Below are 26,618 nucleotides of genomic sequence, written 5' to 3'. Positions count from 1 at the left end.
TTCACCACCATGAGCGTTGTCACCAACACCACCACCATCGGCGCCATCGAGGCGCCGAGCCGCCGCAACACCGAACTGGCCCTGCTGGCCTTCGCGGTCGCCATCCCGATCTTCGCGTACCTGAACGTGGGTCTCGCGATCAATGACGAAGTGCCGGCGGGGATGCTCGGTTACGGGCTCGGCCTCGGCCTGCTCGCGGGCATCGCGCACCTCGTGGTGCGTAAATTCGCCCCGTACTCGGACCCGCTGCTGCTCCCGCTGGCGACACTCCTCAACGGTCTCGGCCTCGTGCTGATCTGGCGGCTGGACCAGTCGAAGCTCTTCCAGTCGACGCAGAACTTCGTCCCCGGCGCCACGAACCAGCTCATGTACTCGGCTCTCGGCATCGCCTTCTTCGTCGCCGTCCTGCTGCTCCTCAAGGATCACCGCATCCTCCAGCGGTACACGTACATCTCCATGTTCGCGGCCCTGGTCCTGCTGATCCTCCCGGTCTTCTTCCCCGCGCAGTTCGGTGCCCGGATCTGGATCAAGATCGCCGGAAAGTCGATCCAGCCCGGCGAGTTCGCGAAGATCGCCATCGCGGTCTTCTTCTCCGGCTACCTGATGGTGAAGCGCGACGCCCTCGCCCTGGCCAGCCGCCGCTTCATGGGCCTCTACCTGCCGCGCGGCCGCGACCTCGGACCCATCCTGGTCGTCTGGGCCATGTCGATCCTGATCCTGGTCTTCGAGACCGACCTCGGCACCTCCCTGCTGTTCTTCGGCATGTTCGTGGTCATGCTGTACGTCGCCACCGAGCGCACCAGCTGGATCGTCTTCGGCCTCCTGATGTCCGCGGGCGGCGCGGTGGGCGTCGCCACGTTCGAACCGCACGTCCAGGACCGCGTCACCGCCTGGCTCGACCCCTTCGCCGGGTACGGGAAGATCGCGGCCAGCGAGCAGATCGCGAAGTCCCTGATGGCCTTCGGTTCCGGCGGCACGCTCGGCACCGGCTGGGGCCAGGGCCACTCCGACCTCATCGGCTTCGCCGCCAACTCGGACTTCATCCTCGCCACCGTCGGTGAAGAACTGGGCCTCGCGGGCACGATGGCGTTCCTACTGCTGTACGGACTGATCGTGGAGCGCGGTGTACGGACCGCCCTCGCCGCCCGCGACCCGTTCGGCAAGCTCCTCGCCATCGGCCTCTCCGGCGCCTTCGCCATCCAGGTCTTCGTCGTCGCGGGTGGCGTGATGGGTCTCATCCCCCTCACCGGCATGACGATGCCGTTCCTGGCCGCCGGCGGTTCCTCGGTGATCGCCAACTGGGCACTGATCGGCATCCTGATCCGTATCAGCGACACCGCCCGCAGGCCCGCGCCGGCCCCCGCCCCGTCACCCGACGCCGAAATGACCCAGGTGGTCCGACCGTGAACAAACCCCTGCGACGGGTCGCGATCTTCTGCGGCCTGCTGATCCTGGCGCTCCTGGTCCGTGACAACTGGCTCCAGTACGTACGCGCGGACGAGCTGAACTCCAGCAAGTACAACCGCCGGGTCCTGATCGAGCGCTACGCGCACGAGCGCGGCAACATCATCGTCGACGGGAAGCCGATAACGGGGTCGGTCAAGACAAAGGTCGGCGACTTCGCCTACAAGCGGTCCTACGTGGACGGCCCCATGTGGGCCCCCGTCACCGGCTTCGCCTCGCAGGCCTTCGACGCCACCCAGATCGAGAAGCTGGAGGACGGCATCCTCACCGGCACCGACGACCAGCTGTTCTTCGACCGCACCCTGGCGATGTTCACCGGCGAGAAGAAGCAGGGCGGCGACGTCGTCACCACCCTCAGCGGCGCCGCCCAGAAGGCCGCCTTCGAAGGCCTCGGGACGAAGAAGGGCGCGGTCGCCGCGATCGACCCGAAGACCGGCAAGATCCTCGCCCTGGCCTCCACCCCCAGCTACGACCCGTCCTCGATCGCCGGCAACAGCGACAAGGACGGCGAAGCGTGGAGCAAGCTCGAAGAGGACAAGGACCAGCCGAAGCTCAACCGCGCGCTGCGTGAGACCTACCCGCCCGGTTCCACCTTCAAGGTGGTCACGGCGGCGGCGGCCCTGGAGCACGGCGTCGTGACCGGCATCGACGACAAGACCGACTCGCCCCTTCCGTACATCATGCCGGGCACGACACGACCGCTCGAGAACGAGGGGAACATCCCCTGCAAGAACGCCACGCTCCGCGTGGCGCTCCAGTACTCGTGCAACACGGTCTTCGGCAAGCTCGGTGTGGACGTCGGCGCGGACAAGATGCTGGAGACCGCGAAGAAGTTCGGCTTCAACTCCGAGCAGTTCGTGCCGGTCCGGGCCAACGCGTCGGTCTTCCCCGAGAAGATCAACGAGTCCCAGACCGCGCTCTCCTCCATCGGCCAGTTCGACACCCGCACCACCCCGCTCCAGATGGCCATGGTCGCCGCCGCGATCGCCAACGACGGCAAGCTGATGAAGCCGTACATGATCGACCAGCTGCGGGCGCCCAACCTGGACCAGCTCAGCCAGACCGAGCCGGAGGAGCTGAGCCGCCCCCTCACGCAGGAGCACGCGCAGATGCTCCAGCAGATGATGGAGACGGTCGTCAAGGAAGGCACCGGCACGAACGCCCAGATCAACGGCGTGACGGTCGGCGGAAAGACCGGTACGGCACAGCACGGCGAGAACAACAGCAAGAACCCGTACGCGTGGTTCATCTCCTACGCCAAGACCGACGGCGGATCCCCGGTCGCCGTGGCCGTCGTCGTCGAGGACAGCGACGCCAGCCGCGACGACATCTCGGGCGGCGGCCTCGCCGCCCCCATCGCGAAGGACGTGATGAAGGCGGTCATCGACAGCAAGAGGTGACGCCGGTCACGGCTCACGTCCATATCTGCACATTGCGATACCGGTCGCGTATCAGGTGACTGGTACAGGCGGACCGCACGGGGCGTGCCCGGTAGCGTAGGCGCGTACAGCACATCGCCGGAGACCACTCACCGGTGCGATCGGGACTGACGGAGAGGGCCGGAACAGTTATGGAAGAGCCGCGTCGCCTCGGCGGCCGGTACGAGCTGGGCGCGGTGCTCGGCCGTGGTGGCATGGCCGAGGTGTACCTCGCGCACGACACCCGGCTCGGCCGATCCGTCGCTGTGAAGACGCTCCGGGCCGACCTGGCCCGTGACCCGTCGTTCCAGGCCCGGTTCCGCCGGGAGGCCCAGTCCGCCGCCTCGCTCAACCACCCGGCGATCGTCGCGGTCTACGACACCGGCGAGGACTACGTCGACGGCGTCTCCCTCCCGTACATCGTGATGGAGCACGTCGACGGCTCGACCCTGCGTGAGCTGCTGCACTCCGGGCGCAGGCTGCTGCCCGAGCGCACGCTGGAGATGACCGTCGGGATCCTCCAGGCGCTGGAGTACTCGCACCGCGCCGGGATCGTCCACCGCGACATCAAGCCCGCCAACGTCATGCTCACGCGCACCGGCCAGGTCAAGGTCATGGACTTCGGCATCGCCCGTGCGATGGGCGACTCCGGCATGACGATGACGCAGACCTCCGCCGTCATAGGAACCGCCCAGTACCTCTCCCCGGAGCAGGCCAAGGGCGAACAGGTCGACGCGCGCTCCGACCTGTACTCCACCGGCTGCCTGCTCTACGAGCTGCTCGCGGTCCGGCCGCCGTTCGTCGGGGACTCCCCGGTCGCGGTGGCCTATCAGCACGTACGGGAAGAGCCGCAGCCTCCCAGCGTGTACGACCCCGAGATCACGCCCGAGATGGACGCGATCGTCCTCAAGGCCCTCGTCAAGGACCGGGACTACCGCTACCAGTCCGCCGACGAGATGCGTGCCGACATCGAGGCCTGCCTCGACGGCCAGCCCGTCGGAGCGACCGCCGCCATGGGCTCGGTCGGCTACGGCGGCGGGTACGGCGGCCCCGAGGACCACGCGACCACGGCGCTGCGCACGGCCGACCCGGCCACGTCGATGCTCCCCCCGATGAACCCGAACGACGGGGGCTTCGGCGGAGGCGGCTACGACGGGGGCGGCCCCGGCCGGCGGCGCCAGCCCAAGAAGTCCAACACGTCGACGATCCTGCTGATCGTCGCCGGTGTGCTGGTCCTGGTCGGCGCGATCCTGATCGGCCAGGCGGTCTTCAGCGGCGACGACGACGCCAAGAGCAAGGTGCCGATCCCCACCCTCGTCGGGAAGACCCTCACGGAGGCCGAGACACTGGCGGCCAACGCCGGGGTCAAGGTCGCCCAGTCCAGCAGCGAACGCTGCGACCAGCCCAAGAACGCCATCTGCAGCCAGATCCCGGCCCCGGAGGCCGGCGAGATGAACGAGGGCGACACGATCAACGTCGTCGTCTCGGAGGGCGCGCCGAAGGTCGAGGTCCCCGACGTCACCGACAAGGACTTCAAGGACGCGACCCGGCTCCTGGAGGACAAGGGCTTCAAGGTCGGCGACCCCAAGCAGATCGAGTCGGACGAAGACCCCGGCACGGTCCTGGAGCAGGACCCGGAGGGCGCCACGCAGGCCGAGAAGGGCGCCGAGGTCACGCTGACCATCGCCAAGCAGGCCCAGGTCGACGTCCCCGATGTGACCAACGGCCAGCAGTTCGACGCCGCGAAGTCGCAGCTGGAGGACACGCTGGGCTTCACCGTCAAGCGGGTGGACGTGGACAGCGATCAGCCCGCGGGCATCGTCATCAAACAGGACCCCTCGGGCGGCACCAAGGCCCCCAAGGGCACCCAGATCACTCTCCAGGTCTCCAAGGGCCCGCAGCAGGAGAAGGTCGCCGTCCCGGGCGGACTGGTGACGAAGCGGGTCGGCGAGGTCAAGGGGATCCTCGGGAGCCAGGGGCTCAGCGCGACGTTCGCCCCGAACTCACCCCAGGACGACAACGCCATCGTCGTGCAGGTGGACCCGAACGAGGGCACGCAGGTCGACAAGGGTTCGGCCGTCGTCCTGCGCACGGTGGCCGACCCCTCCGGCCAGAACGGCGGAAACAACGGCGGCGGCGACGGCGACGGAGGCAACGACGGAGGCTTCTTCGGAGGAGCGTCCGGAGTCGCCTTCCGTACGGAGGACTGACCGCCGCACGTCGCGTCGAACACCCAGGAAGCCCTGGCCCCACGTTGGGGGGCCAGGGCTTCCTCGCGTACGGATCCGGCTACCACGCGACTCTCAGCGCAGCTCCGGCGGCGGGGTGCGGTTCTTGTCGACCTTTTCCGTGCGGACCAGTTCCGCCCACACGATGTAGCGGTAGTCCGAGGTGTAGATCGGCGTGCAGGTCGTCAGGGTCAGGTAGCGGCCCGGCTTCTTCTTGCCCGACTCCTTGGGGACCGGGAGCAGGACGTTCACGTTGTACTTCGACGTCTTCGGCAGCTCTTTGTAGACTTTGTAGATGTACCAGGTGTCCTTGGTCTCGAAGACGACCGCGTCACCCACCTCGACCTGGTGGATGTTGTGGAACTTCGCCCCGTGGCCGTCCCGGTGCGCCGCGAGCGTGAAGTTGCCCTTCTTGTCCCAGGGCAGCGCCGACTTGACCGGGTCGGTGTAGTACCCGGCGATCCCGTTGTTCAGGGCCTTCGCCTCCGTGCCCTTCTTGACGAGCACTTCGCCGTTGTTCATCGCCGGGACGTGCAGGAAGCCGATGCCGTCCTTCGGGTCGAAGGCCGGGGGCTTGCCGTCGCCGCCCGTGCCCGTGCCGCCCTGCGCCCAGTTGTCGCGTACCTCGTTGCCCTGCTTGGTGGCCTCGCGGTCGGCGAGCACGTTGGTCCACCACAGCGAGTAGACGACAAACAGGCCGAGCACCAGGCCCGCGGTGATGAGCAGTTCGCCGAAGACGCTGACCACCGACGCGAGACGGCTCCTGGGCCGCCGGCCCGGCGAGGGGTCGGGCGGCGCGGCGGGCGCGTCCGGTCCCGAAGGCGGTGGTGCGCCGGTCTGCTCGTCGTGTTCGGTTCTCGCTGCCACCGCACCCGCCCCCGTCCAAGTCCAGTCGGCCCCCCGACGGGCTCAGCCGACGAGATCGTCCGGCTTGCCCTTGCTGCGGGGCCTTTCGTCCACCATCTTGCCCCACACGATCAGCCGGTACGTACTGGTGAATTCGGGCGTACAGGTCGTCAGCGTGATGTAGCGGCCGGGCGCCGCGAACCCCGACTGCGGGGGCACCGGGTCGATCACGCTCACATTGGACGGAGAGGTCTGCGGCAGGACCTTGGCCATGGCGTACGTGTAGTAGGCGTCCTGCGTCTCGACGATGATCTTGTCGCCCGGTTGCAGCCGGTTGATGTAACGGAACGGCTCGCCATGGGTGTTGCGATGGCCGGCCACCGCGAAGTTGCCCTGCCTGTCCTCCGGCATCGCCGTCTTGAGCTTGCCCTCCGCGTAGTGCCCGACCATGCCGTGGTCGAGGACCTTCGACTTGCTGATGCCTTCGGCGATCGGCACCACGACGTCCAGCTTGGGGATGTGCATGATGGCGAAGCCCTGGCCCGGGGCGAAGACCCCGGGCTTGCGACCCTTGGCCCAGCTGTCCTGGATCTTGTTCGTCTCCTTGCCGGCGTACTGGTCGGCCCGGACGTTCGTCCACCAGAGCTGATAGGTGACGAACAGCAGCATCAGCACGCCGAAGGTGATGAACATTTCGCCGACCACACGGCTCACGACCACCGCGGGGCTGTCCTTCGCCGCGCGCGCGGCGCGGCGGGCCTCGACGCGGGAGAGCGGCTTGGCCGGCGCGGACCCGTGCGCGGCCGTCCCGGGGCCGTTCTCGGCCTCGGCCGCCCCCGGCTCCTGACGCCTGCGTCCCCGGCCGCCCTTGGCGGCTTTACGGCGCTCCGCGCGCCCGCCCCGCTCCTGGCCTGCGGTGGCGGACTCGGCGGACCGTGCCGCGGTCGCGCGGCGCAGATCGTCCGTACGGAGGCCGATGGTCGCGTCGTCGGGAAGGTCGGCCGGGGTGCGGACCGGCGGGATGAAGGGGAGGGGCCCGGATATGAGGGTCTCGTCCAGCGCTCCCGGTACGGACGCGGGGGCGGGCGTCGCGGGGGCGGGCGCGGTTTCCCGTACGGACTCCGGACCCTGACCTTTGCCTTGACCCTGATCGGCCACCGGCCGCTCGGGCGTCAGGGGTACGGACACCGGTGCGGCGGCGGAGACGGAAGGCCCCACCGGGGCAGAGGAGAGGGAAGGGGCCGAGGGGGCCACAGGAGCCTGTCCGGCGGCCCCAAGGGCCTCTGGGACAACAGGAGCCCGCCCCGCCTCCTGCCGGCTCTCCGGCCCCCGGTGACGGCCCTGACGCGCCCGGGGAGCCGCCGTCCCACCGCCCGACCCCGGCCGGCCCGACGGCTGACCGGGGACCGGGCCCGGAACCGGACCCGGCGCCTGCCCCGGAAGCGGATCGTTCAGCGGGTCCGCCAGGCCGCCCACCGCCGCCCTCAGCGCGGCCTCCGCCGCCGCGGCCTCGACAGCCGCGGCATCGACGGCCTCCTCGCGCGCGTACGGGGCCCCCGGGCCGCCCGCGTCGTGTTCCGGGCGGAGTGCCGTCACGCGAGCGCCTTGCCCACCACCGGTGCGAGGCCCGACGACCGGCCGACCGCACCCGGATCCCCGCACCGCGCCAGCCAGTTCGCCAGCATCAGGTGGCCGTGCTCGGTGAGCACCGACTCGGGATGGAACTGGACGCCCTCCACGGGCAGTTCACGGTGGCGTACGCCCATGATGATGCCGTCGGCGGTCCGTGCCGTGACCTCCAGCTCCGCCGGCAGCTCCGCGGGGTCCGCCGCCAGCGAGTGGTACCGGGTCGCGGTGAACGGCGACGGCAGCCCGGCGAAGACGCCCTGGCCCTCGTGCGTGACGAGCGAGGTCTTGCCGTGCAGCAGCTCGGGGGCACGGCCCACGACACCTCCGTACGCCACCGCCATCGACTGCATACCGAGGCAGACGCCGAAGACGGGCACCCCGGTCGTGGCGCAGTGGCGCACCATGTCGACGCAGACACCGGCCTCTTCGGGGGTCCCCGGGCCGGGGGAGAGCAGGACGCCGTCGAAGCCGTCCTGCGCGTGCGAGGTGGTGACCTCGTCGTTGCGCAGCACCTCGCACTCGGCCCCGAGCTGGTACAGGTACTGGACGAGGTTGAAGACGAAGCTGTCGTAGTTGTCCACGACCAGGATGCGGGCGCTCATCCGGCCGACCCCGATCCGTCGACCGTCACGTCGTTGAACGGAAGCAGGGGCTCCGCCCACGGGAAGACGTACTGGAAGAGCACGTAGACGACTGCCAGCGCCAGCACGAGCGAGATGGCCGCCCGCGCCCACACGTTGCCCGGCAGATGCCGCCAGATCCAGCCGTACATGCTGTCCCTTCCGTTCGGTACCGCACCAGCCGGTACAGCAACAGACTAAAGGGCGGCGGGGACACATGGGCGGTGCACCGGCCAGCTGTACGGAGGTTCGAGTTTGCCGTTCGTCACAGCGGCCGCCGTGAACGCGGCGCGGACCCGCCACGTAACGGACTGTCCGGCTCCGGCGGAGCCCGTCTCCGGCTCCGGCGAAGCCCGTCTCCGGCTCCGCCGGAGCCCCGCCCTATCCGGTGGGCTTCGCGTAGTGGAGGTCCACCGTGCCGGTGTATCCGGGGAGGGTCTCCCGCTTGTGCTCGTCGACCTGCCAGCCCAGGCCGTACGCCTTCACGTACAGCTGGTAGTTCTGGATGGCCGGGGAGTCCGCGAGGGCCTTGGACAGCTTCTCCTGGTCGCCCACGGCGGTGATCCGGTACGGCGGCGAGTAGACGCGTCCTTGGAGGATGAGCGTATTGCCCACGCAGCGCACCGCGCTGGTGGAGATCAGCCGCTGGTCCATCACGCGGATGCCCTGGGCCCCGCCCTGCCACAGGGCGTTCACGACGGCCTGGAGGTCCTGCTGGTGGATGACCAGGTCGTTGGGCTGCGGCTCGGGGTAGCCGGGGTTGGCGGTGGCGTCCGGCGGGGCGTCGTCGAGCGTGACGGTGAGGGCGGAGCCGGTGAGCGCCTCGGTGCCCGCGGCGTTCTCCAGGGCGCGCAGCCGGGCGTCCTCGGCCTCGGTGGAGCCGTCGTCACGGCTGGCGAGGGCGTCGACCTCACGCCGTACCTCCGCGGTGGAGTGTCCCAGGTCCGCGTTCTTGCGGTCGCGCTCGTGGATCAGGTCGGAGAGCTTGAGCAGCGAGGCGTCCGTACGGATGTTGGTGCCCTTGGCCGTGTTGAAGCTGGTCACGAAGATCAGGCCGGCGAGGGCGAAGACGGCGGCCGTGAGCAGCCTGACCGGCCGGGGGACCAGGCGGCGGCGCGGCCCCTCTGGCGCGCCCCCGGGAGTCCCCTCGGGGGCCCCTGGCGGAGAGTCGGCGGAATTGCTCAACGTACCCTTATCTCCTTAGACGCCACGGAAGCACTACGCTAACGGACGCCTGGGGAGGCAGCGTTCCCCCTGTTCCCCGCCCGGCACCCCGTTTCAGTCCCCTGCGCGGTCACGCAGCGCATCGACAGGAGAGTTCCTCGTGCCGAAGTCACGTATCCGCAAGAAGGCCGACTTCACGCCGCCGCCGGCCGCGAAGCAGGCGACCAACATAAGGCTGACGAACCGCAGCTGGGTGGCTCCGGTCATGCTGGCCATGTTCCTGATCGGCCTGGTCTGGATCGTCCTCTTCTATGTGACCGACGGCAGTCTGCCGCTGGAGAGCTTCCGGAACTGGAACATCGTGGTCGGCTTCGGCTTCATCGCCATCGGCTTCGGTGTCTCCACCCAGTGGAAGTAGCCGCTCCACCGTGGAAATAGCCGCTCCACCCCCCGGGCGTCAAGCTCTCCCCAGGCTTATCCACAGCGTTGTCCACAGCAGGGGAAAAGGTCAGAAGATCTGTGGATAACTCCGCGGAATGTTGACGCCGGTGTGACTGCGTCCGCCGTTCCCGCTCCACAGCCGCCCCTTGTCGTTGCTGGTCAGACCCACATCAGCGACAAGGGGCACTGATGTTCCCCACAGCATGCACAAGATCCGACACGCACTGTGGACAACTCGGCCCGTGGAGCGGCGGCCGCGCTCTCAGGTGAGTACGGCCGTACGGAGCACGATGATCGCGAGCGTCGCCGCCAGCACCAGCGCCGCCGTCCCGTACTGCACGAGGGCCCGCCGTTCCCGGGGCGCGTGGACGAGGCCGACGGCCACGACGGTGCCCGCCACCAGGCCGCCGATGTGCGCCTGCCAGGCGATGTCCGGGATGCTGAAGGTGAAGATGAGGTTCACCACGAGCAGTCCGATGACGGGCCGCAGGTCGTAGTTGAGCTTGCGCATCAGGACGGCCGTGGCGCCGAAGAGCCCGAAGATGGCACCGGACGCGCCCAGCGAGGGAGCGTTCTGCGCGGCCAGCAGATAGGTGAGTGCGCTGCCCGCCAGTCCCGAGATCAGATAGAGCGCGAGGTAGCGGGCGCGGCCGAGCGCCGCCTCCAGCGGTCCGCCGATCCACCACAGGCTCAGCATGTTGAAGCCGATGTGCCAGACCTGCTCGTGCAGGAACACCGCCGTGACCAGCCGGTACCACTGCCCGTCCGCGACCCCCACCTGGTGGCCCAGCTCCGGGTCGAAGGCCGCGCCGACCAGGTCGAAGCGGTTGACGAAGCCGGCGCTCTGCCAGGCGATGACAAACACCACGACGTTGAGGGCGACCAGGATCTTGGTCAGCAGCCGGGGGTCGCGGGCGACGGTCGCGCCGACGACGGTCCGCGGCCGGCCGGCGGCCGGCGGCTGCCCCGTACCGGAACCCTCCCGCACACATTCCGGGCACTGGAACCCGACCGAGGCGTCGACCATGCACGCGGGGCATATGGGCCGCTCGCACCGGGTGCAGCGGACACCGGTCTCCTGCCCAGGATGCCGGTAGCAGCTGGGCACGCCTTCGCGCGGCTGGTCCATCGGTCCCCTCCCGCCTGCTGATGGCGGCCGGCACGGAGCGCGCCGGGCCGCCGGGCCCGTCATGTAACCACTACGGACGGACAGGGCACGAAGGTTCCCGACGGGGTCAGCGCTTCTCGATGACGACCGACTCGAGGACGACGTCCTGCAACGGGCGGTTGGTGCGCGGATTCGTCTGCGTACCGGCGATGGCGTCCACGACCTTCTTGCCTGCCTCGCCGCTGACCTCGCCGAAGATAGTGTGCTTGCGGTTCAGCCAGGTGGTCGGCGACACGGTGATGAAGAACTGCGAGCCGTTGGTGCCGGGGCCCGCGTTGGCCATGGCCAGGAGGTACGGCTTGTCGAAGGCCAGCTCCGGGTGGAACTCGTCGGCGAACTCGTACCCCGGTCCCCCGGTGCCGTTGCCCAGCGGGTCCCCGCCCTGGATCATGAATCCGCTCATGACGCGGTGGAAGACCGTGCCGTCGTACAGAGGATCGTTCGACTTCCTGCCGGTCGCCGGGTGGATCCACTCGCGCCCGCCCTGGGCGAGCTCCACAAAGTTCTTGACCGTCTTGGGCGCGTGATACGGCAGGAGCCGGATCTCGATGTCCCCCTGGCTGGTCCTCAGGGTGGCGTAAAGCTGCTCGGCCACGATCTGCCTTCCGTGTGTCTTCGCTGACTCCCGCGATCCTCGCACGGAAGACACGGCACGGAGGAAGGGGTACGAGCGGGGGGTACGAACCGGGGGTACGAACCGGGGGTACGAACCGGACGGGTACGAGCCGGGTGCACGGCACAGGTGTACGGAGGCACTTCGGCGGACAGGCGCGGAAAAGTACACGCGCAGTACTCACGCCGAAAAAAGGCTCGCCAGGTCCCGCCGGGACAGGCGCATGCCGAAGCGAAGCGTGGCATTGTCGTGCACGAGGTCCCAAAGGACCGCAATGCCCGAGCATCACCCAAGTCGCCTTCCATGACCCGGATGCCCGCATCGCATGCCGAGACCGAGCCCAGCGGGCATGATCTCGAAAAGGGTGGATAGGCGATATACGGAACGCCACCGAGGAGGATGATCCTGTGACCCGCATGGACAGCGTGCGCGCCGCTACCGGTTCGGCGAAGGAGAGCGTGCAGCACGCCGCGGAAGCGGTGGCGCCTTACGCCGGTACGGCCAAGGAGCAGGCCGCGTTGTACGCGCACGAGGCGCGTGTACGACTGGCCCCGACCGTGTCGAAGGCCGCTCAGCAAGCTCGTATCCAGTACGGCGCCCATGTGGCGCCCCATGTGCCCCCAAAGTTCGATGACGCCGCGCACCAGGCCGCGGCGCGTACCCGGAAGGCCGCCCGTCAGGCGGCGGACTACACGGTGCCGCGGGTCGAGCAGGCGGTGGCCACCGCACAGCCCGTGGCCCAGGAGGCCGCGGCGCGTTCGGCGGCCGCGCTGGCCGCTCTGCGCGGACAGATCACCGCGAAGGAAGTACGACAGCTGGTGAAGAAGCACCAGCGGCGGGCCAGGGCCGGACGTCTCGCCAAGGGCCTGTTGGTCCTCGGCGCGGTGGCCGGTGGCGCTTTCGCCGCCTGGAAGTGGTGGGACAAGCAGGCTAACCCGGACTGGCTGGTGGAACCGCCGGCCGCCACGGAGCTGTCCGACCGCGCGCCGCTGACGTCGGTGGACGGCAGCCGGGAGGCGGTTGACCCGCTGGATCCTGAGGTCCAGGCGAAGCAGGCCGAGGCGGAGGCCGCCGAGCGGGACAAGCGTGAAGACCGGGACGACCGGGGCTGATCACGCGGTTCGGCCGCGGCGATGGCGGGCGCCGGAAGACCGAAAGGCTTCCGGCGCCTCACGCTGCGACGAGGGCCGCGCCGGCGGCGTAGGCGTTCTCCTGGGTACGGTCCGCGCCCGGCTCCGACGCCCTGTCCGGCCCGGGGCCCGACCGAAGACTCGACTCGAGGCCCGACCCGGTCTCCGTCGGCAGGACGGCGGGCAGGTGACGGACCGACGGTGAGGAACCGTGCGCCTCGGCGGTGATGCGCTGCTTGATGGTGGGCGGCAGGGCCCGGCCCCGCGGCGGCGCGACCGGCAACACCGCCCTCGTAGGCGCGGGTTCGGCGAGCCCGCGCGGCTCGACGGCGACGGCGGGAGCCGGCGCGGGCGCGGGCTGCTCGGCGGGCTGCGCCGCCACGGCGCTGCCGGCGGCCGTCGCGGGGGACGTGAGTCCCAGGGAGGCGAGCACCGCGAAGAACGCGGTGATGAAGACGGCCCACAACTTCTTGACCTTGATGGCGGCCATGACCCCTCTTTCTGCTTTCCGATGGTGCGATGTCGGGTTGGTCGATCTACATACCTTCCTCATGATGTGTACGCATCTCGGGAATCCACGGAGCGACGCCGCAGCTGCGCAGTTCTTCGGATGAACACCACTCGTACGGTCCAACCGGCCCCCGGGCCGATCCCCCGCACCAGCCGTCACACCCTCGCAAAAGGCCCCTCCGACCTGCGCCGACACCCCGCTGCACCCTTCCCGACGACCGGCAAGTCGAGCCGTACCCCCTGGCGGTGCGGGCAGGTGGGTCAAGCAGAATTGTTTCCCTGGTGGATCTTGGGGAGCGGCGGTGCGAGAGACGGCGCCGGAGTTATGCGTCTGGCATATACAGAAGGCATGGACGATCCCTCAGTACTTCATCTTCTCGGTCCCGTTCTGTTATCCGCCGCCGCCCGGCGAGGCGGTGAGGAGCCGGGCGCGGTCCCAGACGGCGGCGGCGTGCCGCTGGCGGCGGTAGGGGCGCAGGCGGGCGCGCAGCCGGGCGAGGGACTGCTCGGTCTGGACGGACTTCAGATGGGGGTAGTGGTCGAGGAAGGCGTGCCAGTGGACACACGCCTCCTCCAGGTGCCCCAGGGTCAGGAGCGTCTCGGCGAGGCTGGCCTGGGTGAGGGCGAAGGCCCGGCGCTGGCCGGGGGCGCGGTGGGCGGCGGAGTCCCGCAGCGTCGACAGGCCGTCCGCCGCGCGCCCGAGGGTGAGCAGGGTCTGGGCGCGCTGGTAGTCGAGCCCGACGCGGGGGTACGCGGTGAAGGGGCCGGGCGGCCCTGAGGCCTGTTCGTGCTGGGTCTCCGCCGCGCTGAGGTCACCGAGGGCGGCGTGCCGCTGCCGGTCGTGGGCGCGGGCCAGCGCGCGCTGGACGTACAGGAAGGCGAGGGTGGCCGGCGGGGCGGCCGGTCCCGCCGCCCGTAGGGCGATGTCCAGGAGTTGCAGGGCCGGCCGGTAGTGGCCCAGGCGCAGCGCCTGGGTGCTCATGGCACGCAGGGTGATCGCGTACGTGGAACGGTTGCCGCCCGCGTGGGCGAGGCTCAGGGCCGTGCGGTAGTACTGCTGCGCGAGTCCGAGGTGGCCCGTGTCGGCCGTCATGGCGGCCAGGATGTGGGTGAGCTGGGCGCCCGCGGTGAGCAGGTCGCCGCGGAGCCGGTCGGGGGCGCTGCGCTTGAGGAGCAGGCTGACGTCGTCGGCGAGATAGGCCGCCAGCGCGGATCTGGCGTGGGCGCCGCCATGATGCTCGGTCAGGTCGGTGAACACCTGGGTCATGTCCCGCAGCCGCTGCACGTCCGCCGTGGTGGCGCGGCGCGACCGGCCCGCCCAGGACGCCGCGACCGGGGGTCTGTCGGGCCAGGCCAGCCGGTTGACGGTGGTCAGCGGATAGGCGGGCTGGGTGTCGGCGGACCGGAGGAGGAAGGCCCGGCGGGCGGGGTCCGTGTCGCTGCGGGAGAGGGCGGCCAGCCGCGCCACCGGATCGGTGCGCCCGGGCCAGACCTGCGGGGGCTGACCCCGGTCGCGGGCGAGCGGGGTCAGCCCGGTGTCCTGGGCGGTGATCAGACGGCCGGTACGGGCGGTGAGGGCGGCGGCGGCCAGGTCGGGTACGGGCGGACGCGGCCGGGATCCGGAGAGCCAGTGCGCCACGGACGTACGGTCGTAGTGCAGCTCCAACGCGTGCGCGGTGCCCAGGGCGTTGACCGCGCGGGCCAGTTCCCCGGCACTCCACCGGGCCTCCACGAGCAGCGCGGCGAGGAGAGTGTTGGGAGCGCTGCGGGCCATACCCGGTCCCTCTCCTTCCCGGCCGAGGTCGTCTCTTTCGGATCTCGCGGGTCAGGCAAGATCCGAACAAGATCCGAAAGAGACGGCCTGGGGCCGCGTATGCCGGTGGGATGCCCGCCCATCAAAGTCACTAAAGGTCCGCGGCCGGGCGCGGAGGACCCGTACGCGTGCTTCCGTCCTCTCTTACGCGGCCACGTCCGCGACGTACGCCCGCAGAGTGCGCGGCTCCAGCCCGTACCTCCGTTTGAAGGTCGGGTTGCGCCGGCCCAGTTCGACCCAGCTCCGCCCCGAGGCCCATGCCTCGCGCATGACGTGGGCGTACGACACGTAGAACGGGCTGTAGCCGGGGGTGTCCTCCTGTGCGTAGCCGACCGCCCAGTAGTGGAACCGGGTGTCGTCGGTGAGGGCGAGCGCGGAGCTGACGATCCGGCCTACCGGCGCTTCACCACGACCGCTCCGGACGAGATGAGTTCCGGCGTCGCCCTGTCAGCCTCCCCCCGCTGCTGCCCCCCCTCCCGAGTGCCTGCGGGGCAAAACTCGCCGTGTCCCTGCGCCTGTCCTACCTGGGACCGCAGGACACGGGCAAGGCGCTGATCGCCCCGCTGCGCCGGGCCGCTCCCGTGCTGATGGACACCGTCTCGGAGAAACCCCTCACCGCATTCGGCTCCCTCAGCATGGATCCGAGCGATCCGGCCCCCGACCGCAAGGCCTACGCACCGGACGTGTACGACCGGCTCCGCTGCGTCAAGGCGCTCAACGACCCCGACAACACCTTCCGTATCAACCACAACATCCCCGCGCACAAGAACGCGTAGCCGGCCCGTCTCAGCGGGAGGCCCCGGCGGGCGCTCTGTTGAAGCTCGCGCGATAGGCCGTGGGGGTCAGTCCGACCCGGCCGACCAGGTGCTTGCGCAGGGAGTCCGCACTGCCCAGACCGCTCTTCCTGGCCACCTGGTCCATGGGCAGCCCGGTGGTCTCCAGCAGCTCTCTGGCCCGGTCGACGCGTCGGTGCAGCAGCCATTGCAGCGGGGTCAGCCCCGTCTCCGCGTGGAAGCGCCGGCTGAGGGTGCGCACGCTCGTCCTGGCATGACCGGCGAGGTCGGCCAGGGTGAGCGGGCGATCGAGGTGTTCGAGTGCCCAGACGCGCGTGGGGGCGAGCGAGGTGCCGCGCTCCGGCGGCAGCGGTGTCTCGATGAACTGGGACTGCCCGCCCGGTCGTACGGGAGAAACGACCGCGAGCCGCGCGACCGTGTTGGCGACCGCCGCGCCGTAGTCGATTCGTACCAGATGCAGGCACAGATCGATGGCGGCGGCCGCGCCCGCCGACGTGAAGATGCCGCCGTCCTCGACGAAGAGGAGGTCGGGCTGTACGTCGACGGACGGGAAGCGGGCGGCGAGGTCGCCGGCCAGCCCCCAGTGGGTGGTGGCGCGCAGCCCGTCGAGCAGGCCGGCTTGGGCCAGTACAAAAGCCCCCGTACAGAGCGAGGCGATCCGCGCGCCGGCGGCCGCGGCCTTCCGCAGGGCGTCGAGGGCTTCGGCGGGAGCCTGCTCGCCGCCGCTGCCGACGGCGAGGACCGTGTCGGCGCCCTCGACCGCGTCCAGGCCGTTCGGCACCACGATGTCGGGACCGCCGACGGTGGGCATCGGGCCGGGCCGCGCCGCACAGACGCGCACGTCGTAGTGCGGAACGCTGTGGAACACCATCAGCGGGATCGAGACGTCGAAGCCGAGCACGGGCGGCACGACCACTGCGGCGACACGGTGCATGGCCAGAACCTCCGGAGGGTTGGCATTCCGGCCAGTATCGTACGAGGCCGGATCGCGGCACCGTTCTCGGCATGACATCTCATGTGATCGTGGGCCGCGGGGCAGCCGCGTCGAAGACCGCTCTGCTGCTGGCCGGGGACGGCGAGCGGGTACGGATGGTCAGCCGGACCGGCGGCGGGCCCGACCACCCGCTCATCGACAAGGTCGCCGCGGACGCGACCGACACCGACCGGCTCACCGAGCTGGCGGAGGGGGCCGACACCCTGTTCACCACCGCCGTGCCGCCGTACCACCTCTGGCCCGAACAGCTTCCGGTCCTGTCGGGCTCGCTCCTGACCGCGGTGAAACGAACCGGGGCCGCGTACGTCATGCTCGGCAACCACTACGCCTACGGGCCCGTGAGCGGGCCGGTCACGCCGGACCTCCCCCTGACGGCGACCGGCCCCAAGGGGCGGGCCAGAGCCCGGGCGTGGGAGGAGGCCGCCGCCTCAGGGGTCAGGGTCACGGAGGTACGGGCCGCTCAGTTCTACGGCGCCGGCGCCTTCTCGGTGTTCAGCTTCCTGGTGCAGCGGCAGGTCCTGGAAGGGAAGTTGGTCCTGGTGCCGCAAGAACTGGACGTACCCCACAGTTACTCGGCGATCGGCGACACCGCACGCACCCTGGTCGCCGCGAGCCGCGACGACCAGGCGTACGGCCGGGCCTGGCACGTACCCACCTCGACCCTGTCGGTCCGGCAACTGGCCATGCGCCTCGCGGACCTCGCGGGGGCACCGGAACCGCGGATGGAGGAGATGACCGAACGCGACCTGACCCTGCTCGCGCTCACCGAGCCGTTCTGGGCAGAAATGCACGAAGTGCTCACGAAGCCCGGCCACCCGTTTGTCATCGACTACTCCGAGACCGAGAAGACACTCGCGGTGAGCGCCACCCCGCCGGACGACGTCCTCCGGGAAGTGATCTAGAGCGGCTCGCCCCGCGGTCCCGGCCTGCGGCCCCGGCCCGCGGCGCCGGGCTGCGGCGCCGGCCGGGACCGGATCGGGGCCCGCAGGCGCCGCCGTTGGCGGCGACATTCGCTCCGGCGATCAACTGTGCCCGGTCGGAAACCAGGAAGGCGATGAGCTCGGCGATGCCCCGGGGGTCGCCACCGCGCCCGAGGGGCACCCGCGCGTAAGCCTGCTCCGCGCCGCCTCCCCTCGCTCCCGTCACGGTCTCCAGGATCTCGCTGCCGCCCGGGGTGTCGACCATCCCGAGCGTCACCAGGTTCACCCGGACGCCGGACGGGGCGAGCTGCGTGGAGAGCCCCCTGGACCAGCTTTCGAGGGGGCCTTGACGGCGCCGTAGCGCATGAGAGGAGCGGGGGGGGGATTGCCCGTGATGCCGGTCGTCACGTTGATGACCGAGGCGCGCTCCGCTTCCTTGAGTGCCACGAGAGCCGGCGTGGTGACCCGTACGGCCGAGACGCGCTCAGCGCCAGAGGTCCGCGACGCGGGTGGCGGACCGCCGGCCCTGGTCGCGGCCCGCCACGGCGACCGGGCCCCGGCGGGCCGGGTCGTAGGGGTTGGGGCCGATCGCCTGGACGGACTGCGGGTCGGGCGTGATCAGTTCGACCTTCGCGGTGGCCCGCATGGTTTCCACGTCCTGGTGGGCCGAGGGGATTCCGGCGTGGCCCTTGGGCATGGGGGCGATGACCAGGACTCGTGCGTAGCCGTCTGCCAGGCGGGCGTTCGCGGCGGAGACCATGCCGCCGTCGATCCAGGTCCGGCCGCCGAACCGAACCGGCGGGGAGATGCCGGGTACCGCGCCGCTCGCTGAGACGACGTCGGCCAGCGGGTGTCCGCAGGTGTGGTCGAAGGCGGTCAGGACGCCGGATTCGGCGTCGGTCACGGCAACGTGCAGCGTGCTGGGCCACTGCATGGTGGGGAGCCGCGCCAGCACCGTACGGCGTCTTTCCTCCACGGAGACCTGGGGGCGGAAGCGGCGGGCGACGGCCCCGAACCCGGCCCCCACCCGCTCGGGGTCGCCGCGCCCGCGCAGGAACGCCCACCCCCACGCGGCGGTCAGCAGGCGTGGCGCCCTGGTGGTGGACTCGTCAACGGCGGGTGCCTGCTGGGCCGCGCAGAGCTGTCCGAGGTCGGCGCCCGCGGCCAGGGCGGCACCGGCGAAGGAACCGGCGGAGGTCCCGAACACGGCATCGGCGCCCAGCTCCACTCCGGCTTCCAGCAGGCCGGCCAGGACGCCGATCTCCCAGGCGATGCCGGTCACGCCTCCGCCGCCCAGAACGATCGCACTGCCACCTGTGATCTCGGCCATGATCGGCACCTCCGTGTCCTGATGGCGTTCTCGCCACTGCCTCGCCCCGTCCTCGCCCCGTCCTCGCCCCTCCATAAATACGAGAACGTTGATTACCGTTAAAAGCGTAGCAGTCGGCACGGCTTTCCGAGAACCAGCGTTCCGGTACGGTGTTCCCATGGAAGCCGGCGACGGGCGGGGGCGCCCACGCAAGCAGGCGATCGACGACGCCGTCCTGCGGGCCACCCGGGAACTGGTCGAGGAACGCGGATACGACGCGTTCGGCATGCGCGAGGTCGCCGACCGCGCGGGCACCAGCCTCGGAGCCCTGTACCGGCGATGGACCGGCAAGCACGACCTGGTCGTCGCCGCCCTGCGCGCCGCCACCCGCGGGATCGACGTCGAGCCCACCGACGACCCCGAGGCGGACCTCCTGGAAGGACTGGTCCTGCTGGCCCAGAGCCTCAACGGCGGCGCCCGCCCCCTGCTGGCCCACCTGCTGGCCAAGCCCGGGACCGAACTCTCGCGGGCGATACGCGAAGCCAAGATCGACCCCTTCGGCGCCGCACACCGGCAGCGCCTGCGCCGGGTGATCGGATCACCGCCGGACTTCGAGGAATACGCCGCCCTGGGCCCGGCCCTCATCATCCTGACCACCATGACCACCGGCCACCCACCCGGCCGGGACGAGATCCGCGACCGCATCATGCCGCTGCACAAACGCGGCTGAGCCGACCTGGATGACCAGCGAAGGCCGCCTCACGCCCCGCAACCACAGGCACCACGGGCTCGCGTCGGCACCACTGTGCTGACGCATCAGCACGGAAACCCGCGACAAAAAGACCCCCCTGCCCACGTTTCCGCAGGTCAGAGGGGTCTGATGTGGTGGAGCCTAGGGGAGTCGAACCCCTGACATCTGCCATGCAAAGACAGCGCTCTACCAACTGAGCTAAGGCCCCGCGAACGGGTCGGGTACGACCGAGCAGCAGAGAAGCCCTCGGCCGTCACCGGGGAACAGCGTACCGGGTGTACCCCGGGATCCTCCAAAATAATGGGGGCTCCCCGTCCCCGACCACGCTCCGTAAGATGCCCCACGAGGTTCGCAGCAGCGAAGCTGCCGCGTTTGGGGAAGCGATGGGGAGACGCGCATGGATGCCGCACAGCAGGAATCGACGGCCAGAGCCAGAGAACTCCAACGAAGCTGGTACGGAGAGCCGCTGGGGGCGCTCTTCCGTCGGCTCATCGACGATCTCGGCCTGAACCAGGCCAGGCTCGCCGCCGTTCTCGGCCTGTCGGCCCCGATGCTCTCCCAGCTGATGAGCGGCCAGCGCGCGAAGATCGGCAACCCCGCCGTCGTCCAGCGCGTCCAGTCGCTCCAGGACCTGGCGGCACAGGTGTGCGACGGCAGCGTCAGCGCCGGGGAGGCCACGGACCGGATGGACGAGATCAAGAAGTCGCAGGGCGGCTCCGTCCTCACCGGCACCGGCCAGACGACCAACTCCTCGGGCGCCCCGACGGTGCGCCGGGTCGTCCGCGAGATCCAGTCGCTGCTGCGGTCGGTCGCCGCGGCCGGCGACATCATCGACGCGGCCGCCGCCCTCGCCCCCACCCAGCCCGAACTGGCAGAGTTCCTCCGGGTGTACGGCGCGGGGCGCACCGCCGAGGCGGTCGCCCACTACGAGGCACACCAGAACTAGCCGGGGGCCCGGCCGCGGCCAGGGGGCAGGGCGGCCGGGCAGACAGAGCGAGCGGGACGACGGGGAGCGGACGCGGCGCCATGGGTGAGGTCTTCGCGGGACGGTACGAACTGATCGACCCGATCGGGCGCGGGGGCGCCGGAGCCGTCTGGCGCGCCTGGGACCACCGGCGCCGCCGCTACGTAGCGGCCAAGGTCCTCCAGCAGAGCGACGCGCACGCCCTGCTGCGGTTCGTCAGGGAACAGGCCCTCCGGATCGACCACCCGCACGTCCTCGCCCCGGCCAGCTGGTCCGCGGACGACGACAAGGTGCTGTTCACCATGGATCTGGTGAGCGGCGGATCGCTGGCGCACGTCATAGGGGACTACGGTCCTCTTCCTCCTCACTTCGTCTGCACCCTCCTCGACCAGCTGCTGTCCGGCCTCGCGGCGGTGCACGCCGAAGGCGTGGTCCACCGCGACATCAAACCGGCGAACATCCTGATGGAGGCCACCGGAAAGGCGCGGCCTCATCTGCGCCTCTCCGACTTCGGCATCGCCATGCGCAAGGGCGAGCCGCGCCTGACCGAGACCGACTACGTCCTGGGGACCCCCGGCTATTTCGCACCCGAGCAGATGATGGGCTCCGAGCCCGATTTCCCCGCCGACCTCTTCGCGGTCGGACTGGTCGCTCTCTATCTGTTGCAGGGTCAGAAGCCGGACGCCAGAGCCCTGATCGAGTACTTCGCCGCGCACGGCACCCCCGGGGCGCCGCAGGGCATCCCCGAGCCGCTGTGGCAGGTCCTCGCGGGCCTGCTCCAGCCGAACCCGCACGCGCGGTTCCGCACGGCCACCGGCGCGCGCAAGGCGCTGGCGACGGCGGTGGAACTGCTCCCGGAGCCCGACAGTGACGACGAACCCGTCGAGATCTTCGACCAGATCGGCGCGCTCCCCTCCTCTTTCGGCCCGTCGGGCCCGCTCACGACCCCGCCGCAGGACCCCCCGCCGGCCACCGGGCCGGGTCACGGCTCGATGTCGGAGACCGGCAGCTTCCACCTCCCGCCCCCGCCGGTCCGACAAGACCCCCAGCCGTCGTCCCCCCAGCCTCAACAGGCCCAGCACCACGGCCACGAGGGCCGGCAGGCCCAGCAGCAACCACCCACCCAGCAGCCCCCACAGCCACCGCTCCCGCCCATGCACCTGACCACTCCCCATCCCGTGTCTCCCCACCCCGTCTCTCCCCACCCCGTCTCTCCTCACCCCCTCTCTCCTCACCCGGCCTCCCCCCTCCCCTTCCCTCCGCTCCAGCCCTACGGACCGCCGCCGGATCCGTCCCACGCCCCGACCGTCTCCGTACAGCCGGCGGCCGTACAATTGCCCGCCGTCCAGCCGTACGAACCAGCTCTCACCACTCCATACACCGCTCGCGCCCCGGAGGTTCCCCCTCCTCATACACGTCCGGGACCGCCCCCGAAGGTGACGGTCCCGGTCCTGCTGCTCGCGCTGGTTTGCTTCGCCGTAGGCATCTGGGCCCTGACACAAACCTGAGGGGCCGGGGGCTCCGGCCCACTACAACCCCACGTCCCTGACCCCCGCCCTACCGGGCGATCCGCACCCGCGCCGCACGCCGCCGCGCGAGCAGCGTCCACGTCCCCAGCCAGAGCACCAGCAGCGTGCCCGTCCCGATCCCGGCCGCCGCCACCAGCGCCATCGTGCCGCCGTCCGCCGAGGCCCCCGGCTCTCCCCGCCCGCTCGACGCCTCGTCCAACTTCCCCTCGTCCACGGTGAAGTCGCCGGCGGGACCCGCGTACCCCGGCCCGCTCTTCGCCGTGCCCTCGACGTTCACCCGCAGCGTCAGCCCATACGCCTTCGCACCGAACGTCCCGCCGACCTCGGGGTTGAGGCTGACGCGCAGGTAGTACCAGCCCGCGAAGCGCATCTCCTTGTCGCCGGAGCGCGAGCCGAAGCGGTTCTCGTACGCGACCGGCGGCAACGGGTCGAGCGCGGTCGTTTTCTGCTTGCCGTCGTACGACACCGAGCCGGAGCTGCCGACGAGCCCGCGCGCCGGGTTGTACAGGGACATCGCCAGCGCGCCGCTCACGAAGCCCTGCCCCGCGGAGCTGCCCAGGTCGGCGCTGACGAAGAGCTGCTGACCCCAGTCGACCGGCACCCGGAAGAACAGGGAGGCGCCCGGCTCGATCCTCGCCGTCCACTCGCCGCGGGTCAGCCCCGTGGCGTCGTAGAAACCCGCGCCGCCCGCGCGTGCCCCCGGCCCCTCGGCGGCCGGTACGGGGGAGGCGCTGGGCCACTGGGACGGCGCCGCGGTGGGGCCTCCGGGCGCCTTGACCGCCGGCTCCTGGACATGGCGGATCTCCAGGTCCCACGGAGTGGTGGTGGAGCCCTCGTCGCTGACGCGCTCCACGACGACGAAATAGGGACCGGCCTCCTGGCAGGAGTACGCGCCCTTCTCGATCATCCGGTAGGCGTAGGCGGCGAGCGGGCGGGGGAACTGCGCCGCCGCGCCGAACTGCGCGTCGTTGGAGCTGCAATCGTTGCCCTGGCGGTTCTGCAACGACACCTTGATCTTGTCCCCGTAGGCGACCTTGGCGTTGGCGGGCGGTACGGCCACGGCGGAGACGTACGCGTTTGTCGTCGCGTCCAGGTCCACGCGGTAGGTGAGCCGGTCGCCCGGTTCTATGGAGTCCCGGTAGGTGGCCCCGGTGTCGAGGGGCCGCGCGTCGCTGGTCGTGGCGGCGCCGGTGACCGGCCGGGCGCCAGGCTGGAAGGTGTACGGAGCCGGCGCCCCGGCCACAGGGGGCACCCGCCCGGGCCCCACCGCGCCGCCCGCGCCCTCGGCCCAAGCCGCCCCGGGCAGCGCCACCAGGGCGAACACGCCCGCGCACACCACTCCACACACCGCCGCCCCACCCGCCGACGCTCCCCGCCCCCTACCGCCCCACCACTTCACGCGCTTCCCCCCTCACCCGCACGGCACCGCACCCGCACCCGCACACCCACACAAACCCACAGCCCCACCCACACCCACACCCACAAACCACTCCACCGCAGCCCACACGACGCCGGTCCATCCTGCCCCGCCCCCCTCCCCGCTGTCCGCCCGGCCGCCCGAATCACCGCCCGAGGACCGCTTTGCCAAGGCAACCGGACAGCACGAAGCCCCGGCCGCTCGGCGACCGGGGCTCGCATTCAGGACTGCTGCGTCTCACACACCCGAACCTGCGGGCACGGAGTCGGTCGCCTCCGTCCACAGATCCTGCTCGGCGCGGTCCGCCTGGATCTGGCGGTACACGAGGAGCCCGCCGATGGCAGCCAGTGCAACCAAGAGAAGCTTCTTCACCGCGCGACCTCGTCTTTCCTTGACGTAGGGGACTTCTGGCGCCCGACTATACACACCGACCGATACCGATCGGTGACCTCCCCGCACGCCAACTCCCCCCTACTGAACGACGAACAACCCCACCCAAAAGTGCCCCACCCCACCCCCCACCACCCCGGTCCGCGCTCCTGCCCGCATGTACCAAGGGTCACCGGCCGAAACCCGGCGGAGCGCCTTCGCGCCGCCCCTGATGTGGTCTTCGGGCCGGACAAGGGCACCTCTATCGCCTACACGGGTGCCCTGTAGAAGATCTTTCCGTTACGGGGCTCAGCTCCGAGCGCCTTGTAGAAGGCAAGCGCGGACGGGTTGTCGGCATCGGCGTCCACTCGATCCGCGAGCAGCCCGCTGCCGCGGCGGCGGCTTCGAGCGCCGCCATGAACGCCTTGGCCACGCCGCGGCGTCGGGCTGTGGACCGGACGAAGAGTTCCTTGAGGTAGAGGCTGCTCTCGGCGCCGGCCGCGGGCCACAGGAACGTGTACGACGCAAACCCGAGGACCTGGTCGCTGTCGCGGGCCAGGAGCACCTGTGCGGCCGGCCGGCCGGAGAAGAGCGCGGCGCGGATCTGGGTGGTGTTCCCCGGCGTCGCCTCACCGCCGTAGTAGGCCTCGATCTCGCCGAGGATCTCCGAGATGATCTCGGTATCTTCTTCGGTCGCCACGCTGATCTGCACCACTGCCGTCCCTCTCGCCGGGGGCTACCGCCAAGTGCTGCCCGCACACTGACTTAACCCGCCGCAGCCGGCTTCTGCCGGACCGTCAGGAAGCAGTCGAATCGACTTCGCCGCCCCACAAGGCTAGTTGAGCGCACGACGCAGCACGGTGGTCGCGTCGACTCCCGGCCAGCGGAGGGGGATCTCCTCCATGGCGCGCGTGATGAGGACGTCCAGCGCCGCCGGTGCCGCGCTGTGCACGGCTTCGCGGAGGTAGTCGTCCAGCTCGTTGACGTCGTTCGGAAGGTCGAGAGGGCAGGCGAGAGGAATCCCGTCGGTTCGGTATCGCCCTGCGGGGATGCCGATCTTCTCCGGGTGGACGCAGACAGGAATGCGGTCGGCCGTGTAACGGTGTCCGTCGGCCGGGTCAAAGGGAAAGTCCCGGGACGGCCGTACGGCTGATCGAAGCCCCCATCAACCGTCGACGCACGCCGACGCGCATGAGCGGTCGGCCAGGGACCGCCGTCAGGGTTTGCGCGCCCACGCCTGCACGAGGAGGCTCTCGCGGACGGTGGTACGAGGCTGCTCAAGGTGGTCGCGGAGCGCGCCCGTGAGGGAGTCGAGCTCCCCGGACGTGAGCGGGGTGTGCTCCAGGAGCCGGTCGCGGAAGAGGTGGGCGAAGGAGAGGAGCAGGGTCTGGTAGCGGTCGCCCGGCCGCCAGTAGTAGGCGTGGGCGGTGGCCCGTACGTCCGTGAGACCCGCTTCGCTCAAGAGGCCGGGCAGCCGGGCGCCGATGTGGACGTCGCCTCCGAAGACCTCGGTGAGCAGCGCTTTGAGGCGGCTCCACGCGGGGTGGGGCGGGTCGCACTGCCAGGTCGCCCAGTCGAACTCCTGGACCGCGACCCACCCACCGGGCCGCACGGCGGCGGCCATCGAGCCGAGGATCTGGCGGGGGTGGGTCGTGTTGATCAGCAGCAGCCGGCAGTGGACCAGGTCGTACAGCGCCTCGGCGGCTGTCACGGGCGGCAGGGCCTCGTGGCGGACTTCGACGTTGTCGAGGGCGCGTTCGGCGACGGACTCCCGGGCCCAGCCGATCATCCGGTGATCGGTGTCGAGGCCGGTGACCGACCCCCCGGGGCCGACCCGTTCGCTGAGGAGGTCGAGAACGCCCAGCGGGCCGCAGCCCACGTCGAGCGCCTTCGCGTTCGGCGGCAGGGGGATCGTGTCCAGGAGGGCGGCCGCGGCCGGCCGCAGGAGCTCGCACTGGGCCAGGAGACGTTCCTGCTCCGCACCCGACGACCCGAGTCGGTAGTCGACAACCTCGACAACCGTCGAAGAAACAGAAGAGACATAAGAGACAACCGTCGAAGAACCCACTTCTCGCACGGGGGTCGTCGGGGCCTGGCTCACGTGTCCTCGATTCGGCTCGCACGGCCACAACGGTACGGAAACACACAGTGACCGGTATGTCACAAGAAGTAGTATCCCGCCGTCGGACGCCCCGGCAAACCCACCCCCGGGAACCACCTCGAACACCCTTCTGACGCACGGCACTTTCGAGTGAGCGCCGGTCGGACCACCGGACACCCCTCACGGCCCCGCCCACCTCGTTCCCCCACAGAGACCGGCCCTGACCAGCGACGACCGGGTCAGCCGGCCCACCACAGGCCGTCGCGACAGCGCACGACACACCCACCTCTACCGCCGCAAAACGTCTAACCTGTCACAGGCGCCACAACAGGTGACTTGCAGGATCGTTGCTGCTCCCTCCTTTGGGCTGCCGATGTACGGCTGTCGACCAGACCGAGGATGTCGTGTCCCCCCATACTCTTCAGC

Annotated in this window: 26 protein-coding genes, 1 tRNA gene and 1 pseudogene; 10 read left to right on the top strand and 18 right to left on the bottom strand. The window is 70.5% G+C overall.

What is annotated here, in order from left to right; all coding sequences use genetic code 11:
- The first annotated feature begins 9 nt into the window (after positions 1-9).
- From ACIO1C_RS05100 to pknB, 3 genes are all read left to right on the top strand, one after another.
- On the top strand, positions 10-1,407 hold the full coding sequence (locus ACIO1C_RS05100; RefSeq protein WP_401858765.1) for an FtsW/RodA/SpoVE family cell cycle protein: 1,398 nt from the start codon (positions 10-12) through the stop codon (positions 1,405-1,407).
- Positions 1,404-2,864 carry a peptidoglycan D,D-transpeptidase FtsI family protein gene (locus ACIO1C_RS05095; RefSeq protein ID WP_401858763.1) on the top strand — a complete coding sequence of 487 codons (1,461 nt, stop codon included), beginning with the start codon at positions 1,404-1,406 and terminating at the stop codon, positions 2,862-2,864. Before ACIO1C_RS05100 ends, ACIO1C_RS05095 begins: the two co-directional genes overlap by 4 nt.
- Positions 2,865-3,034: 170 nt before the next feature.
- Positions 3,035-5,092: a Stk1 family PASTA domain-containing Ser/Thr kinase gene (pknB, locus tag ACIO1C_RS05090; RefSeq protein WP_401858760.1), complete on the top strand. Its 2,058-nt coding sequence runs from the start codon at positions 3,035-3,037 to the stop codon at positions 5,090-5,092.
- A 93-nt stretch (positions 5,093-5,185) separates the two neighbouring features.
- Here the strand turns inward: pknB and ACIO1C_RS05085 are convergent, their stop codons facing one another.
- From ACIO1C_RS05085 to ACIO1C_RS05065, 5 genes are all read right to left on the bottom strand, one after another.
- Positions 5,186-5,977, bottom strand: coding sequence for a class E sortase (locus tag ACIO1C_RS05085; RefSeq protein ID WP_401858757.1), 792 nt, complete (start codon positions 5,975-5,977; stop codon positions 5,186-5,188).
- 42 nt (positions 5,978-6,019) lie between these two features.
- The gene (locus ACIO1C_RS05080; RefSeq protein WP_401858755.1) at positions 6,020-7,552 is read right to left on the bottom strand and encodes a class E sortase; all 1,533 of its coding nucleotides are present in this window, start codon (positions 7,550-7,552) and stop codon (positions 6,020-6,022) included.
- Positions 7,549-8,187, bottom strand: coding sequence for an aminodeoxychorismate/anthranilate synthase component II (locus ACIO1C_RS05075; protein ID WP_401858752.1), 639 nt, complete (start codon positions 8,185-8,187; stop codon positions 7,549-7,551). The genes ACIO1C_RS05080 and ACIO1C_RS05075 overlap by 4 nt, the downstream gene beginning before the upstream one ends.
- The gene (locus ACIO1C_RS05070; RefSeq protein ID WP_202534728.1) at positions 8,184-8,357 is read right to left on the bottom strand and encodes a hypothetical protein; all 174 of its coding nucleotides are present in this window, start codon (positions 8,355-8,357) and stop codon (positions 8,184-8,186) included. The genes ACIO1C_RS05075 and ACIO1C_RS05070 overlap by 4 nt, the downstream gene beginning before the upstream one ends.
- Before the next feature lie 229 nt (positions 8,358-8,586).
- Entirely contained in the window at positions 8,587-9,390 is an 804-nt protein-coding gene (locus ACIO1C_RS05065; protein ID WP_401858747.1) for a DUF881 domain-containing protein, read from the bottom strand.
- A gap of 139 nt (positions 9,391-9,529) precedes the next feature.
- Here ACIO1C_RS05065 and crgA point away from each other — a divergent pair, with 139 nt between their 5' ends.
- The gene (gene crgA, locus ACIO1C_RS05060; RefSeq protein WP_161312913.1) at positions 9,530-9,787 is read left to right on the top strand and encodes a cell division protein CrgA; all 258 of its coding nucleotides are present in this window, start codon (positions 9,530-9,532) and stop codon (positions 9,785-9,787) included.
- Positions 9,788-10,072: 285 nt separating this feature from the next.
- Here crgA and ACIO1C_RS05055 read toward each other — a convergent pair whose 3' ends face one another.
- Together ACIO1C_RS05055 and ACIO1C_RS05050 are read right to left on the bottom strand one after the other, a co-directional pair.
- Positions 10,073-10,939: a rhomboid family intramembrane serine protease gene (locus ACIO1C_RS05055; RefSeq protein ID WP_401858744.1), complete on the bottom strand. Its 867-nt coding sequence runs from the start codon at positions 10,937-10,939 to the stop codon at positions 10,073-10,075.
- A gap of 106 nt (positions 10,940-11,045) precedes the next feature.
- Positions 11,046-11,573, bottom strand: coding sequence for a peptidylprolyl isomerase (locus ACIO1C_RS05050; protein ID WP_401858741.1), 528 nt, complete (start codon positions 11,571-11,573; stop codon positions 11,046-11,048).
- A gap of 425 nt (positions 11,574-11,998) precedes the next feature.
- Between ACIO1C_RS05050 and ACIO1C_RS05045 the strand changes: the two genes are divergently transcribed.
- The gene (locus tag ACIO1C_RS05045) at positions 11,999-12,703 is read left to right on the top strand and encodes a DUF5324 family protein (RefSeq protein ID WP_401858738.1); all 705 of its coding nucleotides are present in this window, start codon (positions 11,999-12,001) and stop codon (positions 12,701-12,703) included.
- A 58-nt stretch (positions 12,704-12,761) separates the two neighbouring features.
- Here the strand turns inward: ACIO1C_RS05045 and ACIO1C_RS05040 are convergent, their stop codons facing one another.
- The 3 genes from ACIO1C_RS05040 to ACIO1C_RS05030 form a co-directional block, all read right to left on the bottom strand.
- Complete coding sequence (locus tag ACIO1C_RS05040; protein ID WP_401858735.1) at positions 12,762-13,211, bottom strand: DUF6344 domain-containing protein; 450 nt, start codon at positions 13,209-13,211, stop codon at positions 12,762-12,764.
- Positions 13,212-13,622: 411 nt separating this feature from the next.
- The gene (locus ACIO1C_RS05035; RefSeq protein WP_401858733.1) at positions 13,623-15,005 is read right to left on the bottom strand and encodes a hypothetical protein; all 1,383 of its coding nucleotides are present in this window, start codon (positions 15,003-15,005) and stop codon (positions 13,623-13,625) included.
- A 183-nt stretch (positions 15,006-15,188) separates the two neighbouring features.
- On the bottom strand, positions 15,189-15,431 hold the full coding sequence (locus ACIO1C_RS05030) for a GNAT family N-acetyltransferase (protein ID WP_401859119.1): 243 nt from the start codon (positions 15,429-15,431) through the stop codon (positions 15,189-15,191).
- A 116-nt stretch (positions 15,432-15,547) separates the two neighbouring features.
- Between ACIO1C_RS05030 and ACIO1C_RS05025 the strand changes: the two genes are divergently transcribed.
- A complete protein-coding gene (locus ACIO1C_RS05025; RefSeq protein WP_401858731.1) occupies positions 15,548-15,820 on the top strand; it encodes a BBE domain-containing protein in 273 nt (90 codons plus the stop codon).
- Positions 15,821-15,830: 10 nt separating this feature from the next.
- On the opposite strand, the gene ACIO1C_RS05020 is transcribed toward ACIO1C_RS05025, so the two are convergent.
- Complete coding sequence (locus ACIO1C_RS05020; RefSeq protein ID WP_401858728.1) at positions 15,831-16,772, bottom strand: GlxA family transcriptional regulator; 942 nt, start codon at positions 16,770-16,772, stop codon at positions 15,831-15,833.
- A gap of 71 nt (positions 16,773-16,843) precedes the next feature.
- Between ACIO1C_RS05020 and ACIO1C_RS05015 the strand changes: the two genes are divergently transcribed.
- Positions 16,844-17,734 carry an NAD-dependent epimerase gene (locus ACIO1C_RS05015; protein WP_401858725.1) on the top strand — a complete coding sequence of 297 codons (891 nt, stop codon included), beginning with the start codon at positions 16,844-16,846 and terminating at the stop codon, positions 17,732-17,734.
- Here ACIO1C_RS05015 and ACIO1C_RS05010 read toward each other — a convergent pair.
- Positions 17,655-18,080 (bottom strand): annotated as a pseudogene (locus tag ACIO1C_RS05010) (SDR family oxidoreductase); the annotation flags it as partial. The gene ACIO1C_RS05015 and the pseudogene ACIO1C_RS05010 sit on opposite strands and share 80 nt — an antisense overlap.
- A 156-nt stretch (positions 18,081-18,236) precedes the next feature.
- Positions 18,237-19,082, bottom strand: a complete 846-nt coding sequence (locus ACIO1C_RS05005; RefSeq protein ID WP_401858723.1) for a patatin-like phospholipase family protein — start codon at positions 19,080-19,082, stop codon at positions 18,237-18,239.
- Positions 19,083-19,239: 157 nt separating this feature from the next.
- Here ACIO1C_RS05005 and ACIO1C_RS05000 point away from each other — a divergent pair, with 157 nt between their 5' ends.
- Positions 19,240-19,791, top strand: coding sequence for a TetR/AcrR family transcriptional regulator (locus ACIO1C_RS05000; protein WP_401858720.1), 552 nt, complete (start codon positions 19,240-19,242; stop codon positions 19,789-19,791).
- 153 nt (positions 19,792-19,944) lie between these two features.
- Here ACIO1C_RS05000 and ACIO1C_RS04995 read toward each other — a convergent pair.
- Positions 19,945-20,020: transfer RNA gene (locus tag ACIO1C_RS04995), tRNA-Ala, on the bottom strand.
- Positions 20,021-20,209: 189 nt separating this feature from the next.
- Here ACIO1C_RS04995 and ACIO1C_RS04990 point away from each other — a divergent pair.
- Positions 20,210-20,758 (top strand): DNA-binding protein, encoded by a 549-nt coding sequence (locus ACIO1C_RS04990; protein ID WP_161310305.1) that lies wholly within the window; start codon positions 20,210-20,212, stop codon positions 20,756-20,758.
- 80 nt (positions 20,759-20,838) lie between these two features.
- Entirely contained in the window at positions 20,839-22,284 is a 1,446-nt protein-coding gene (locus ACIO1C_RS04985; RefSeq protein WP_401858717.1) for a protein kinase, read from the top strand.
- A gap of 49 nt (positions 22,285-22,333) precedes the next feature.
- Here ACIO1C_RS04985 and ACIO1C_RS04980 read toward each other — a convergent pair whose 3' ends face one another.
- The 4 genes from ACIO1C_RS04980 to ACIO1C_RS04965 form a co-directional block, all read right to left on the bottom strand.
- Positions 22,334-23,629 carry a hypothetical protein gene (locus ACIO1C_RS04980; protein WP_401858714.1) on the bottom strand — a complete coding sequence of 432 codons (1,296 nt, stop codon included), beginning with the start codon at positions 23,627-23,629 and terminating at the stop codon, positions 22,334-22,336.
- Positions 23,630-23,959: 330 nt separating this feature from the next.
- On the bottom strand, positions 23,960-24,094 hold the full coding sequence (locus ACIO1C_RS04975) for a DLW-39 family protein (protein ID WP_003958712.1): 135 nt from the start codon (positions 24,092-24,094) through the stop codon (positions 23,960-23,962).
- Between the two features lie 259 nt (positions 24,095-24,353).
- Positions 24,354-24,806: a GNAT family N-acetyltransferase gene (locus tag ACIO1C_RS04970; protein WP_401858712.1), complete on the bottom strand. Its 453-nt coding sequence runs from the start codon at positions 24,804-24,806 to the stop codon at positions 24,354-24,356.
- 501 nt (positions 24,807-25,307) lie between these two features.
- Entirely contained in the window at positions 25,308-26,159 is an 852-nt protein-coding gene (locus tag ACIO1C_RS04965) for a methyltransferase domain-containing protein (RefSeq protein WP_401858710.1), read from the bottom strand.
- Positions 26,160-26,618: the final 459 nt, after the last annotated feature.

The sequence above is a fragment of the Streptomyces sp. NPDC087420 genome, assembly GCF_044744165.1.
In the GTDB taxonomy this organism is placed as follows: domain Bacteria; phylum Actinomycetota; class Actinomycetes; order Streptomycetales; family Streptomycetaceae; genus Streptomyces.
Note: the sequence above shows the minus strand (reverse complement) of the source record. Positions and strands in the feature narration are given on the sequence as shown.

What these genes read in the sequence shown, in the direction of transcription:
- ACIO1C_RS05100 (WP_401858765.1), top strand. Translation starts at nt 10, where the DNA reads ATGAGCGTTGTCACCAACACCACCACCATCGGCGCCATCGAGGCGCCG.
- pknB (WP_401858760.1), top strand. Translation starts at nt 3,035, where the DNA reads ATGGAAGAGCCGCGTCGCCTCGGCGGCCGGTACGAGCTGGGCGCGGTG.
- ACIO1C_RS05075 (WP_401858752.1), bottom strand. Translation starts at nt 8,187, where the DNA reads ATGAGCGCCCGCATCCTGGTCGTGGACAACTACGACAGCTTCGTCTTC.
- ACIO1C_RS05070 (WP_202534728.1), bottom strand. Translation starts at nt 8,357, where the DNA reads ATGTACGGCTGGATCTGGCGGCATCTGCCGGGCAACGTGTGGGCGCGG.
- ACIO1C_RS05055 (WP_401858744.1), bottom strand. Translation starts at nt 10,939, where the DNA reads ATGGACCAGCCGCGCGAAGGCGTGCCCAGCTGCTACCGGCATCCTGGG.
- ACIO1C_RS05040 (WP_401858735.1), bottom strand. Translation starts at nt 13,211, where the DNA reads ATGGCCGCCATCAAGGTCAAGAAGTTGTGGGCCGTCTTCATCACCGCG.
- ACIO1C_RS05035 (WP_401858733.1), bottom strand. Translation starts at nt 15,005, where the DNA reads ATGGCCCGCAGCGCTCCCAACACTCTCCTCGCCGCGCTGCTCGTGGAG.
- ACIO1C_RS05020 (WP_401858728.1), bottom strand. Translation starts at nt 16,772, where the DNA reads ATGCACCGTGTCGCCGCAGTGGTCGTGCCGCCCGTGCTCGGCTTCGAC.
- ACIO1C_RS05015 (WP_401858725.1), top strand. Translation starts at nt 16,844, where the DNA reads ATGACATCTCATGTGATCGTGGGCCGCGGGGCAGCCGCGTCGAAGACC.
- ACIO1C_RS05005 (WP_401858723.1), bottom strand. Translation starts at nt 19,082, where the DNA reads ATGGCCGAGATCACAGGTGGCAGTGCGATCGTTCTGGGCGGCGGAGGC.
- ACIO1C_RS05000 (WP_401858720.1), top strand. Translation starts at nt 19,240, where the DNA reads ATGGAAGCCGGCGACGGGCGGGGGCGCCCACGCAAGCAGGCGATCGAC.
- ACIO1C_RS04990 (WP_161310305.1), top strand. Translation starts at nt 20,210, where the DNA reads ATGGATGCCGCACAGCAGGAATCGACGGCCAGAGCCAGAGAACTCCAA.
- ACIO1C_RS04985 (WP_401858717.1), top strand. Translation starts at nt 20,839, where the DNA reads ATGGGTGAGGTCTTCGCGGGACGGTACGAACTGATCGACCCGATCGGG.